The 12,770-nt window shown below is 71.1% G+C and carries 11 protein-coding genes and 1 tRNA gene; 10 read left to right on the top strand and 2 right to left on the bottom strand.

Features of this window, described 5'->3' with window-relative positions; all coding sequences use genetic code 11:
* The 4 genes from narI (at nucleotide 1) to Bra3105_RS01095 (ending at nucleotide 3,407) form a co-directional block, all read left to right on the top strand.
* Nucleotides 1–732, top strand: coding sequence for a respiratory nitrate reductase subunit gamma (gene narI, locus Bra3105_RS01080; RefSeq protein ID WP_228359571.1), 732 nt, complete (start codon nucleotides 1–3; stop codon nucleotides 730–732).
* 1 nt (nucleotide 733) lies between these two features.
* Nucleotides 734–1,447 carry a molybdenum cofactor guanylyltransferase gene (gene mobA / locus Bra3105_RS01085; protein ID WP_228358260.1) on the top strand — a complete coding sequence of 238 codons (714 nt, stop codon included), beginning with the start codon at nucleotides 734–736 and terminating at the stop codon, nucleotides 1,445–1,447.
* Nucleotides 1,444–1,998 carry a DUF6457 domain-containing protein gene (locus Bra3105_RS01090; protein ID WP_228358261.1) on the top strand — a complete coding sequence of 185 codons (555 nt, stop codon included), beginning with the start codon at nucleotides 1,444–1,446 and terminating at the stop codon, nucleotides 1,996–1,998. Before mobA ends, Bra3105_RS01090 begins: the two co-directional genes overlap by 4 nt.
* A 479-nt stretch (nucleotides 1,999–2,477) precedes the next feature.
* Nucleotides 2,478–3,407 carry a type IV toxin-antitoxin system AbiEi family antitoxin domain-containing protein gene (locus Bra3105_RS01095; RefSeq protein ID WP_228358262.1) on the top strand — a complete coding sequence of 310 codons (930 nt, stop codon included), beginning with the start codon at nucleotides 2,478–2,480 and terminating at the stop codon, nucleotides 3,405–3,407.
* A 256-nt stretch (nucleotides 3,408–3,663) separates the two neighbouring features.
* On the opposite strand, the gene Bra3105_RS01100 is transcribed toward Bra3105_RS01095, so the two are convergent.
* Nucleotides 3,664–6,219, bottom strand: a complete 2,556-nt coding sequence (locus Bra3105_RS01100) for a DEAD/DEAH box helicase (RefSeq protein ID WP_228358263.1) — start codon at nucleotides 6,217–6,219, stop codon at nucleotides 3,664–3,666.
* 220 nt (nucleotides 6,220–6,439) lie between these two features.
* Here Bra3105_RS01100 and Bra3105_RS01105 point away from each other — a divergent pair, with 220 nt between their 5' ends.
* Entirely contained in the window at nucleotides 6,440–6,676 is a 237-nt protein-coding gene (locus tag Bra3105_RS01105) for a hypothetical protein (protein WP_228358264.1), read from the top strand.
* A gap of 146 nt (nucleotides 6,677–6,822) precedes the next feature.
* A complete protein-coding gene (locus Bra3105_RS01110; protein WP_228358265.1) occupies nucleotides 6,823–7,857 on the top strand; it encodes a trypsin-like serine peptidase in 1,035 nt (344 codons plus the stop codon).
* A 148-nt stretch (nucleotides 7,858–8,005) separates the two neighbouring features.
* Here the strand turns inward: Bra3105_RS01110 and Bra3105_RS01115 are convergent, their stop codons facing one another.
* Nucleotides 8,006–8,950 carry a 3-methyladenine DNA glycosylase gene (locus Bra3105_RS01115; RefSeq protein WP_228359572.1) on the bottom strand — a complete coding sequence of 315 codons (945 nt, stop codon included), beginning with the start codon at nucleotides 8,948–8,950 and terminating at the stop codon, nucleotides 8,006–8,008.
* A 227-nt stretch (nucleotides 8,951–9,177) separates the two neighbouring features.
* Here Bra3105_RS01115 and Bra3105_RS01120 point away from each other — a divergent pair, with 227 nt between their 5' ends.
* The 4 genes from Bra3105_RS01120 to Bra3105_RS01135 all read left to right on the top strand — a co-directional run bounded on the left by Bra3105_RS01120 (nucleotide 9,178) and on the right by Bra3105_RS01135 (nucleotide 12,768).
* On the top strand, nucleotides 9,178–9,954 hold the full coding sequence (locus Bra3105_RS01120; RefSeq protein ID WP_228358266.1) for a fumarylacetoacetate hydrolase family protein: 777 nt from the start codon (nucleotides 9,178–9,180) through the stop codon (nucleotides 9,952–9,954).
* Nucleotides 9,955–10,026: 72 nt separating this feature from the next.
* Nucleotides 10,027–11,556, top strand: coding sequence for a glutamate--tRNA ligase (gltX, locus tag Bra3105_RS01125; RefSeq protein WP_228358267.1), 1,530 nt, complete (start codon nucleotides 10,027–10,029; stop codon nucleotides 11,554–11,556).
* 118 nt (nucleotides 11,557–11,674) lie between these two features.
* A complete protein-coding gene (locus Bra3105_RS01130; protein WP_228358268.1) occupies nucleotides 11,675–12,634 on the top strand; it encodes an HAD family hydrolase in 960 nt (319 codons plus the stop codon).
* A 62-nt stretch (nucleotides 12,635–12,696) separates the two neighbouring features.
* Nucleotides 12,697–12,768: transfer RNA gene (locus Bra3105_RS01135), tRNA-Gln, on the top strand.
* Nucleotides 12,769–12,770: the final 2 nt, after the last annotated feature.

A 12,770-nucleotide genomic window follows, 5' to 3' on the forward strand; every position in this document is an offset into this window, starting at 1 on the left:
ATGGACCCCGACTCGACCCTCGCGATCCTGCTCTGGGTCGTCTACCCCTACATGGTCCTGGCCGTGTTCGTGCTCGGGCACGTCTGGCGGTTCACCAAGGACCGCTTCGGCTGGACCACGCGCTCGAGCCAGATCTACGAGTCGCGCCTGCTGAGGATCGGCTCACCGCTGTTCCACTACGGCATCATCGGGATCTTCTTCGGTCACGTGGTGGGCCTCGGCATCCCCAAGGCATGGACCACGGCGATCGGCATCAGCAACCACATGTACCACCTGATGGCGGTCACGGTCGGCCTCGCCGCGGCCTGCGCCTGCGTGGGCGGGCTGCTGATCCTGCTCTACCGCCGGCGGACGAACCGGCGGGTGTTCGGGGCGACCACCGTGGGTGACAAGCTGATGTACCTGCTGCTGACCCTCACGATCACCTGCGGAGTGCTCGCCACCCTGGTCCACTCGACCTTCGGCGAGTACGACTACCGCGAGGGGGTCTCGATCTGGTTCCGCGACTTCTGGACGCTCCAGCCCACGACGCACCTGATGAGCGAGGCGCCGCTGTTCTTCCAGCTGCACATCCTCAGCGCGCTCACGCTGTTCGCGGCCTGGCCGTTCACGCGGCTCGTGCACGTGTTCGCGGCCCCGATCGGATACATCAGCAGGCCGTACATCGTCTACCGCAGCAAGGACCCCCGCAAGGAGGCCCAGCGCCGCGGATGGGAGAAGGTGAAGTTCTGAGATGACCGGGATCGATGCATCGCGCGGATCTGCACGGCCGACGGCGCTCATCGTCCTCGGCGGGGGAGAGGGCAGGCGCCTCGGCGGCGTCTCCAAGCCCGATCTGCTGCTGGGCGGACGGCGCCTGCTGGACCGCGTGCTCGACGCGGGCTCCGAGTGCGCGCCGCGCGTGGTCGTCGCGCCCGAGACGGTCGAGGTGCCCAGCGGAGTCCTGCGCACGCTCGAGGATCCGCCCGCGGGCGGGCCCGTCGCCGGGATCGCCGCGGGCCTCGCCCTGCTGCGCGGGGTCGAGGCAGAGGGCGACGGAAGCGGCGGGGGCAGCGGGGACGGTGCCGAACGGGGCGCGGTCGCGGGCGACGTCCTCATCGTCGCCTGCGACCTCCCCGGCGCCGCCGGATTCATCGGGCCGCTCCGGGCCGCACGACGGGACCAGGAGGAGACCCGTGCGGCAGAGGCTTCCGGCGCAGGTGCAACGGACACCGCGGGGGCCGACGGCGTGATCGCCGCGCACGCCGATGGTCGGCGCGAGCTGCTCGCCGTCCTCGCGGACCGCCGGGCCCTCGAGGCATCCATCCGCGAGGGCGGGGATCGCGATCGCTCCGTGCGCTCCCTGCTCGCACCGCTCGACCTCGTGTCCGTCACCGTCCCCGAGACCTCGATGGAGGACGTGGACACCTGGGGCCAGCACGCCGCATGGGAGGAAAGGACATCATGAGCACCAGGACGACCAGCGCCCGGACGGGCAGTGCCCAGACGAGCAGCGCCCAGACGACCAGCGCTCGGCCGGACAGTGCCCAGACGACCAGTGCCCAGGCGACCAGCGACCAGGCGACCAGCGACCGGAAGGGCAATGGCCGGGCGGCCGAAGAGCGGGCCCAGCACGGTTCACTCGGTTCGCACTCGTCCCTCGACGGACGCGGCGGTGAGCAGAGTCGCGGCGGACATCTCGAGACAGGGCACCGCGACGGTCACCGGGAGCACGGCTCACGCAAGCCCCCGGTCACGCAGCAGGAGGACTGGGAGACCATGCTGCGGCCCTGGATCCTGCAGGTCGAGGACGCACTCGAGATCGACGACCTGTGCGACGTGGACCGCGTGCACGAGATGACCGGTGTGGTCGCGAGCGGCGTGCAGCGCTCGATGGCGCCGATCTCCTCATTCCTCGTCGGCATCGCCGTCGGCCGCGGCGCATCTCTCGAGGACGCCTGCCGCGTCGTCGAGCGCGTCACCGTCGAGCGGGCCGGTGCCGAGCCGGGGGCCCGTTGAGCCGGTCGACGCGGGAGCGGCCAGCACCACGCAGGCCAGCACCGCGCAGGCCAGCACCGCACAGTCCAGCACCGCACAGTCCAGCACCGCGCAGGCCAGCACCGCACAGGTCAGCACCGCGCGGGACGTCAGCGAGCGGGGCGGCTCGCGTGGTCCGTGAGCAGCGCCCACCGCGGTGACCCGGTGGTAACCCTGAGTTGTCGTTGTTATCGGTCCTCTCAACAACGACAACTCAGGGTGAAGCGGCCGGAGCCGGACATTGTGAGCCTCCCGCTTCGACATCACGCAGGAGTCCAGCGGTCTGACGGCTCGGCGGCCCGACCCTCCAGGGGTCCGATCGGCTGACGGCCCGACGGCCGACGTCCCGGCAGCCCGGACGCGATCCGGCCGGGCGCTGTGGAGGAACGGCGCGCATCCACGTGACCAGCCCACTGTGCATGACCTCTGCCTCGAGCGATCCGCGTCGGCACCATGGGCGCATGACCCGTTCGCGCTCCCCGCTGCCTCGCTCTCTCGGCGCTGTGTTCACCACGCAGCAGGCCCGGGCGGCGGGCGTGAGCGCGCAGCGTCTGCGTGCGGGCGACATCACGACCCTGAGCCGCGGCCTCTACAGCAGGGTCGGCACCGTGCCCTCGCCGTCGGACGTCGCACTGGCCCTGGCCAAGGGGAAACCCCGGATCGTGGTCTGCGGTCCCACGGCGGCGGAGATCTGGGGACTGCCCCTGCCCTCTTCGCTGGCGATGGCGCGCGGCGCTGCCGCCCATTTCAGCTGCGAGACGGCGCGCACCAGCTCCCGCCTGGTCCGATGGCATGAACGCTCGCATGCCGCGGATGAGACGGTCGAGACCCGAGGCGTGCGCCTGACGCACCGCGTGCGGACCTGGTGCGACCTCGCCGGCATGGTGTCCGTCGACCAGCTCGTGCATGTCGCAGACCATCTGCTCCGATGGCCGCGCGAGATCTTCGAGGGGCGCGCTGAGCCCTATGCATCGAGAGCCGGTCTCGAACTTGCCATCGCGCGATGGGGGAGACCATGGACCGCGCAGCTGAGGGAGGCGCTCGCCCTGGCTCGCATCGGCAGCGATTCGCCCGCGGAGACATCGCTCCGCCTCGGGCTCCGAAGGGCGGGGCTCCCGGATCCGAGCCTGAACGAGGAGATCTGGGACGGCGATGAGCGGCTCGGCGAGCCAGATCTGCACTGGGAGCAGTGGAAGGTGTGCGTCGAGCACGAGGGGCCGACCCATCTTGACCGGGAGCAGCAGGCGAAGGACATCGCCCGCACCGAGCGGCGCACGAATGCCGGTTGGATCGAGGTGCGCACGACCGCCGTCGACCTCCGTCACGGCGCCGCCCGCGCCTCGCGGCGCACGGCCGAGGCCCTGCGCCGCCACGGGTGGAATGGCGAATGATTTCCGTGGAGGGGGGGCGGAGCGCTACGGCCACGCGGAGATGCTTGCGGAACCTCGCCCCGCGCGTCATGACCCGGTGCTTCACCCTGAGTTGTCGTTGTGATGAGGGCTCATGACAACGACAACTCAGGGTGAAGCGGAGCGGAGCGGGTGAGGCTGGGCGTAGGGGATGGGGCGGAGCGGGTGAGGCTGGGCGTAGGGGATGGGGCGGCGCGTACGGAACGGCGCGGGCGGATGGGTCCGCGCGCCTCCCGGCTCAGGCCCCGTCGGCCCCGAACTCGCCGACGTGGGTGATCTCCAGGACGGGTTCGCCGGCCTCGTCGGTCGCCTCGAGATCGAGCTCGGCCTCGATGCCCCAGTCGTGGTTGCCGTCGGGGTCGTCGATGACCTGGCGGATGGTCCAGCGCTTGGACTCCTCGCGGATCTGCAGCAGCTGCGGGGAGCGCGCCGCGCCGTCGATGCCCACGTTGTCGTAGGCGTCGTAGTACTCGTCCATGGCCGCGGCCCAGGCCTTGCGATCCCAGCCGGAGGCGCCGTCGAGCTCGCCCAGGCGCTCCTCGCGCTCGAAGGCGAAGTGCTCCACGCGCTGCCAGAGGGCGGCGCGGACCATCTGGCGCAGCACCTTGGTCTGGGCGGAGAGCCCCCGCGGGGACGTCGGCCGCACCTCGCTCGCGGCATCGGCCTCGTCCTCGGGATGGGTGAGCGCCTCCCACTCGTCGAGCAGGGAGGAGTCGATGCCGCGCACGAGCACGCCCAGCCACTCGATGACGTCCTCGAGCTCGTCGGTGCGGAGGTCCTGGGGGATCGTGCGGCTGAGGGCCCGGAAGGCGTCGGAGAGGTAGCGCAGCACGATGCCCTCGGAGCGCTGCAGGCCGTAGCGCTGCACGAACTCGCTGAAGGTCTGGCCCGTCTCGTACATCTCGCGCACGATCGACTTCGGCGAGAGGTCGCCCTCGCGCACCCACGGCCGGTTCTTCCGGTAGATCTCGAGCGCGGCCTCGAGGTCCTCCTCGAGCGGCTTGGGCCAGGCGACCTCGTCCAGCAGGGCCATGCGCTCGGTGTACTCGACGCCGTCGGCCTTGAGCTCGGCGAGCAGCTCCCCCCGGGCCGCGTTCTGCTGGGCCAGCAGGATCTGCATCGGGTCCTCCAGGATCGCCTCGATGATCGAGACGGTGTCCATCGTGAGGGACTCGGAGTCCTCGTCGAGCGAGTCGATGACGGCGATCGCGAAGGGCGCGAGCGGCTGGGTCATCGTGAAGTCCAGCTGCAGGTCCTCGACGAGCGCGATGCGCCGGCCCAGGTGGTCGTCCTTCTCGAGGGTCTCGATGATCTCCGCCTCCCGCAGGCCGCGGAAGATGTCGGCCGCCTGCTTGACCAGTCGCAGCTTCTGGTTGCTCGTCTGATGGGACTCCATGATCAGGTGCCGGGCCGAGGCGACCGCGCTGCCGGGACGGGCGATGAGCGCGAGCTCCATCGACGGGGTGATCTGCAGGTGCGGGCGCAGCGTCTCGGGCGGGGACTCGATCAGCTTGGTCATGTTCTGCTCGGTCCAGTTGATCGCGCCGTCGGGGATGCGCGGCTTGGGCTCCTTCTTGCGCTTCTTCGCGCTGTTGGGCGCCTTGCCGGCCTCCTCCCGCGCCTTCACGCGCGCCTGCTCCTTCGCGAACTCCACGGCCCACTCGGGCGCCTGCACCACGACATGGCCGACGGTGTCGTACCCCGCGCGGCCCGCGCGCCCGGCGATCTGGTGGAACTCGCGCGCGTTCAGCAGTCGCATGCGCTTGCCGTCGAACTTCGCGAGGCCCGTGAGCAGCACGGTGCGGATCGGCACGTTGATGCCGACCCCCAGGGTGTCGGTGCCGCAGATGATCTTCAGCAGGCCCGACTGGGCGAGCCGCTCCACGAGGCGCCGGTACTTCGGGAGCATGCCGGCGTGGTGGACGCCGATGCCCTGGCGCACGAGCTTCGAGAGGGTCTGACCGAAGCCCTTGGAGAAGCGGAAGTCGCCGATGAGGTCGCGGATCCGCTCCTTCTCCTCGGTGCTGAGGATCTTCGTGCCCATCAGCGCGGTCGCCTGGTCCAGGGCGTCCTTCTGCGTGAAGTTCACGATGTACACCGGGGCGTCGCGGTCATCGAGGACGGTCTGGATCGTGTCCGGCAGCGCATCGAGCGACCAGCGGAAATCCAGCGGCACGGGCCTGGGGGCGTCGTCGACGACGGTGACCTCCCGGGCCGTGCGCGCCTCGAGGTCCTCGACGAAGAAGGAGACGTCGCCCAGGGTCGCGCTCATGAGCACGAACTGGCACGCGGGCAGCTCGACGAGCGGCACCTGCCAGGCCCAGCCGCGCTGGGAGTCCCCGTAGTAGTGGAACTCGTCCATGACGGCCACGCGCACGTCGGATGTCGGCCCGTCGCGCAGCGCATGGTTCGCGAGGATCTCCGCGGTGCACACGATGATCGGGGCGTCATGGTTCACCGAGGAATCGCCGGTCATCATGCCCACGTTCTCGGCCCCGAACATCGCGACGAGATCGAAGAACTTCTCCGAGACGAGCGCCTTGATCGGCGCCGTGTAGTACGCCTTCTCACCGCGGGCCATCGCCGCGAAGATCGCCGCGTACGCGATCGTCGTCTTCCCCGATCCCGTGGGCGTCGCCGCGATCACGTGATCGCCGGCGGCGATCGCCAGCAGCGCCTCCTCCTGGTGCGGGTACAGAGAGCGTCCCGAGGCCCCCTGGGAGGCGATGAATCCGTCGACGGTCTGCTCCTGATCGGCGGGCGCAGGCGGGAGGAAGGAGGTCAGCGAGGGCATGGGGACAGTCTGCCAGGGGAGGAGTGGGGCCCGGCGCACGCGGCGCCACGACGAGTGCCCCCCCCCGGCAGCCATACCGATGAGGAGCCGTGCGGCGTCCTCCGATGTCCCGCCGTCAGCCGTGGGCACAGCGACCGAGTACGTTCGAGACAGGTGCCCGACCTCGACTCGGGGTCGACTCCCGTACCCTGCGTGCCGTCCCCACGGAAGGACTCACACCATGACCCCCAAGCGATCCGACGACCCCGCCGCCCGCGAGCGCGAGGAGCACGCGCCCTCGGCCTCCGACTACTGGGACGAGGAGCGGCGACACGCCGCGATCCCCGCCGAGATCCGCATCGATCCGAGCTCTCGGAGAACGGATTCCGAGGAATCCGAGAGCGACTGCGACGCCTCCGAGGAATCGCCCGAGTCGTCCAGCGGAAATGCTGATACCGGTCGCGGAGAATCGCTCTGAGGAAACGGGTTTCGGTTCCCGGCGATGCGTCCCGCCTTGTCCGGATCGGACCGGTTGGCGTGACTTTTGTGTGACGCATCACATGGTCTACGGTGGCGCCCGCGGCCCTCCCGGGCCCATCCCGATCCCACCCGAAAGGACCTCCGGTGATCACTCCTCGCACCGTTTCCGAATCCTCCTCGCGGCCCGGCTCCTCGCGTCTGCGCCGCTGCCTCCACCTCGCCGGCGGCGGTCTTTTCGCTGCAGGGCTCGTCATGGGCAGTGCATCGTTCGCCGGCGCCGACCCGGGCGACAACGACTGGGGCGGCGAGAGCCACGCCCCGTCGGTCACCGAGCAGAAGGCGGCCGCGGACTACTGGACCCCCGAGCGCATGGAGAACGCGAAGTCGGCCGACTCGCTCGTCGCCGACAAGGACGTCCCGAGCGGGGACGTCGCCTCCTCGGACCCCAGCACCGTGCCCTCCCAGAAGGCCGACCCGGCCGTCCAGAAGTCCGTGCAGAAGCAGGCTGCGACGGACGGGGCCGAGACCGCCGCCGCAGGCGGCACCGACCACATCGGCAAGGTGTTCTTCACGCAGGGCGGCACGGACTACGTGTGCTCCGGCAACGCGGTCTCCTCGGGCAACAAGTCCACCGTCGCGACCGCCGGCCACTGCACCAACGAGGACGGCACCTGGGCCACGAACTGGACCTTCGTGCCCGGCTACGACCACGGTGACGCCCCCTACGGCAAGTGGACGGCCTCCGACCTCTACTCCACGCAGCAGTGGATCAGCAGCGAGGACATGAACTACGACGCGGCCTTCGCCGTCGTCTCGCCCGAGAGCGGATCAGCGAGCCTCACCGACACCGTCGGCGGCTCGGCCGTGGCCTTCAACGCCGAGCGCGGCCAGCAGTACACCTCGTACGGCTACCCGGCCGCAGCGCCCTTCGACGGCGAGAGCCTCGAGAACTGCCAGGGCACCGCGTTCGACGACACCCTCGGCGACACCGACGACCAGGGCATCGACTGCGACATGACCGGCGGGTCGTCCGGCGGTCCCTGGTTCCTGGGCGGCGACGCCTCGGGCGCGCAGAACTCGGTGAACAGCTTCGGCTACACCAGCCAGGCGAACGTGATGTACGGGCCGTACTTCGGCGACGTCATCCAGTCCACCTACCAGCAGGCCGCGAACTCCTGATCCAGGCCTTCGCGCAGTTCCCCACGGACGGGTCGGCACCTGCGGGTGCCGGCCCGTTCTGCGTGCAGCGGCCGGGAGCGCGGCGATCGGGTGTGCGGCGTCCGCGTCGCGCTCATCGACCCGGCGGGTCTCGTCCTCGCGTGCGCCGTCAGCGGGCCGCGGGCAGCAGCGCGGCGAGCGGCTCGACGTGCGCGAGGATCCGCTCGCGCAGCTCGTCGGCGCCCGCGGCGAGCTCCCGCTGGCGCCGCTGGTACTCGGCCTTGCCGTCGGCTGTCTCGATCGGGACGGTCCCGTAGCCGAGCGGGCGCACGTCGTACGGGCTCGCCTCCATGTCCAGCACGCGGGTCGCGCGGGCGTGCTCGAAGCAGTCGAGGACCAGGTCGGAAGGGACCAGGGGCACGAGTTTCATCGCCCACTTGTACAGGTCCATGCCCACGTGCAGGCAGGCGGGGTTGTCGCGGCGCACCTGCGTCTCGCGCGTGGGCGCCATCACGTTGCGCGGCACGGCCTCGGGCGTGAAGAAGCGGAACGCGTCCACGTGGGAGCACACGAGGCGCTCGCGCTCGACGACCGCATCGGTCTGCTGCCGCCCCAGTCGCAGCGGCAGGTCCTCGTGGCGCTGCGCCCCCTCGGGCAGGCGGTAGACCATCGCCCACTCGTGCAGCCCGAAGCACGCGAGGTTCGGCCGGCGCTCGCGCAGCGAGGACGAGCGGAGCAGACGGGCCATGAATCCCAGCGCGCCGGCCCTCTCGGCGAGATAGCGGTCGACGTCGGCTCGGCGCAGCATCGACGTGCCGCGGTGCGGGGCCCCGGTGCGCGACGCCGAGTCCGTGGGTGCCGTGTCGCCGGACCGGTCGAGATACCACGAGCGCACCCCGTCATGGACGTCGCCCACCGTCCCGTCGCCCGGCCCCGGGTCCGCCGCCGCGTCGTAGGCGACCTCCCAGCCGGGATGCCAGCGCCGCAGGCGTGCGGGGGAGAACGGGTAGTAGGTGAACAGGAAGTCCTCGACGGGGTGCTTCTCGCCACGTCGGCGACGCTCCCTGTGCTCCGCGGTCAGGGCGTCCGTCCGCTCCTCGTGCGCGCGGCGCAGCCGCCTCGCCTCGTCGGCCGAGAGGACGGCGCGCGGGGCGGGGACGGGGGCCGGGACCGGGGCCGGGACATCGGCGCTCGCGGCGGGGACGTCGCGGGGCGCGGCGGGGGAGTCGGAGGGCGGAAGAGGCACCCGGCCAGTCTGGCATCCGCCGTTCGCGCCGCCCCGCCCCGTGTGCCCGGGATCGCGGCGGACCCGCCCGCCCCGTCGGCCCTAGACTGGGAGCCATGCGCATCGCCCGATACACCACCGGTGACGACCCCAGCTTCGGCATCGTCCAGGAGAAGGACGGCACGGAGTACGTCTACGGCATCACCGGAGACCCCCTGTACACCGAGATCCGCCCCAGCGGGAAGCGGCACCCGCTCGCGGACGTGCGCCTGCTGGCCCCGGTGATCCCGCGCTCGAAGGTGGTGTGCGTCGGCAAGAACTACGCCGCGCACGCCGCGGAGATGGGCACCGAGGTCCCGGAGCAGGCGCTCTACTTCCTCAAGCCCAACACCGCCGTCATCGGCCCCGACGAGCCCATCGTCCTGCCCGCCTACAGCACCGAGGTCAGCCTCGAGGCGGAGCTCGCCGTCGTCATCCAGCGCATGGCCAAGGATGTCGACGCCGAGCAGGCGTCCGACGTGATCCTGGGATACACCTGCGCGAACGACCTCACCGCCCGCGACGCCCAGCGCGCCGAGAACCAGTGGTTCCGCGCGAAGGCCTTCGACACCTCCTGCCCGCTCGGACCCTGGATCGAGACCGACGTCGACCCGTCGGCCCTCGCGATCGGCTCGACGGTCGACGGGGACCTCGCGCAGGACGGCACCACCGCCGACATGCTCCGCGGCGTCCCGGAGCTCGTCGCGGAGATCTCCCGCGTGACCACCCTGCTCCCCGGCGACGTCATCCTCACCGGCACTCCCGCCGGCGTGCGCTCGGTCGGAGCCGGCAGCGTCATCGACGTGACCATCGAGGGCGTCGGCACGCTCACGAACCCCGTCGTGCGCCGCTGAGGTCACGGGCCGCCGCCCGCAGCTCTCATCACCCGCCCGCCGCTCCGCGGCATCCCGAAGGAGTCCTCCCGCGTGACCCACGCCCCCGCCACCGCACCGACCACCGAGGCCACCGGCGCCGACATCCGCGTGCGCTTCTGCCCGAGCCCCACCGGCACCCCGCACGTGGGCATGGTCCGCACCGCCCTGTACAACTGGGCGCACGCGCGGCGCCACGGCGGCACGCTCATCTTCCGCATCGAGGACACCGACGCCGCGCGCGACAGCGAGGAGTCCTACCACCAGCTGCTCGACGCCATGCGCTGGCTCGGCATCGACTGGGACGAGGGCGTCGAGGTGGGCGGGCCCGACGGTCCCTACCGCCAGTCCCAGCGCGGCGAGATCTACGCCGACGTGATCGCGAAGCTCAAGGACGCCGGCGTCATCTACGAGTCCTTCTCCACGCCCGAGGAGATCACCGAGCGCCATCGCGCCGCCGGTCGCGACCCGCAGCTCGGCTACGACGGCTTCGACCGCGACCTCACCGAGGAGCAGAAGGCCGCTTTCCGCGCCGAGGGGCGCCTGCCGGTGTGGCGCCTGCGCATGCCCGACGACGACATCACCTTCGAGGACATGGTGCGCGGCGAGATCACCTTCAAGGCGGGCTCGACCCCGGACTTCGTGGTGGTCCGCGGCAACGGTCAGCCGCTGTACACGCTGGTCAATCCCGTGGACGACGCGCTCATGGGTGTCACCCACGTGCTGCGCGGCGAGGACCTGCTCTCCTCGACGCCCCGTCAGATCGCCCTGTACCGCGCGCTCATCGAAGTGGGCGTCGCGACCGCGATCCCGCGCTTCGGCCACCTGCCGTACGTGCTCGGCGAGGGCAACAAGAAGCTCTCCAAGCGCGACCCGGAGTCCAACCTCTTCAACTACCGCGACCAGGGCTTCCTGCCCGAGGGCATGGTCAACTACCTGGCGCTCCTGGGCTGGGGCTACAGCGCCGATCAGGACGTCTTCACGCGCGAGCAGATGGTCGAGCGCTTCGACGCGAGCGACGTGAACCCGAACCCCGCGCACGTGGACTTCAAGAAGGCCACCGCCATCAACGCCGACCACATGCGCCTGCTGGATCCGGTCGAGTTCACCGAGCGCATGGTCCCGTACCTGCAGAAGGCCGGTGTCGTCTCCGACCCGATCACCGAGCACGAGCACGCCCTGCTCGCCGCGGCGACCCCGCTCGTCCAGCCGCGCATGAACCTGCTGGGCGAGGCCCCGGACATGCTCCGCTTCCTCTTCATCGACGACGCGGACCTGACCATCGCCGAGGACGCCCTGAAGAAGATGGGGGAGGACCCGGCGGCGGTCGTGGACCGTGCGATCACGGAGGTCGAGGCGATCTCCGAGGACGACTTCGCCGCCGCCCGCCTCGAGGAGGCGCTGCGCGCCGCGATCGTCGAGGACATGGGCATCAAGCCGCGCCTCGCCTTCGGCCCCCTGCGCTCGGCGATCTCCGGCCGCCGCATCTCGCCGCCGCTGTTCGAGTCCATGGAGCTGCTCGGCCGCGACTCCTCCCTCGCGCGTCTCCGTGCGGGTCGTGAGGTCTTCGCGGGGCTCGCCTGAGCGTCAGGATCCGGGAGCGCCGGGATCCGGGAGTGTCAGGATCCGGCAGCGCCGGGACCCGGCGGCGCCGGGATCGGGAGTGCCAGGATTCGGGAGAGACGATGACAGCTGATGCGGCATGTGCGTCGTGGTCGATGACGGCGAGGGTTCGGTGAGCGAGGCGGGGCGGAGTTCGTCGTCCGACGGGCCGGCGTGCCGCCCGGCCGAGCTCGCCGAGCACCTGGCAGGGGTGGAGGCCGTGCTCCTGGACATCGACCACACGCTCGTCGACACGGCGTCCGCCTTCGCCCGCGCCCTCGGCCGTTCTCTGATCCCGATGCTGAGAGAGCGGCGCGGCGGGTCCACGCAGGCCGGGAGCGAGGAGCTCGCCTCGAGCCCCGACGACCGGGTCAGGAGCGCCGACGGCCAGGCGACGGGCGCCGACGAGAGGGCTGCGGGCGTCGACGACCGGGAGATCATCGCGCGCTGGTCGGCCGATCCGGGGGATCACTACCGCTCGTACACGCGCGGTGAGGTCCCGTACGCCGTCCAGCGCCACGCCCGCATCGACGAGATCGCGCACTGGCTGGGCCTCACCGCCTTCACGGACGCCGAGTACGAGACGTTCGCCCGCGCCTTCGACGCGGAGTTCGCGCCCGCGTGCGAGGCCTTCGATGACGCCCGACCCGCGGTGCTCGCACTGCGCGAGGCCGGGGTGGCGGTGGGAGCGGTGTCGAACGCGTCCCGCTCCCTGCAGGAGCGCAAGCTCGAGTGCGCGGGGCTCGCGGACGTCGTCCCGCTGCTCGTGACCGTCGAGACCTTCGGCATGGGCAAGCCCGATCCGCGCGTGTTCCGCGAGGGCGCCCGCCTGCTCGGCGCCGACCCCGCGGCCACCGCGTACGTGGGTGACGAGCCCGATGTGGACGCGCAGGCCGCGGCGCTCGCAGGGCTTCGTGGCGTGCTTCTCAGGCGCCCCGGCGACGAACGGTCCCTCGAGCACCGAGAACCGGCGTCTGACCAGCGCAGATACTGCGAGGTGGGAGACCTCACAGGGGTCGCGGCCGCGATCGCTTTGCCGACGGGCACGGAGACCGGGTAATGTTCTATCTTGTTGCGGCACCCGCACCGCGGACCCAGGTCCTCGGAAAGGTGCTCTGACCTTGGGGTATGGTGTAATCGGCAACACGACGGTTTCTGGTACCGTTATTCTAGGTTCGAGTCCTGGTACCCCAGCG

This window comes from Brachybacterium halotolerans subsp. kimchii (assembly GCF_020792675.1).
GTDB classification, from domain to species: Bacteria; Actinomycetota; Actinomycetes; order Actinomycetales; family Dermabacteraceae; genus Brachybacterium; species Brachybacterium halotolerans.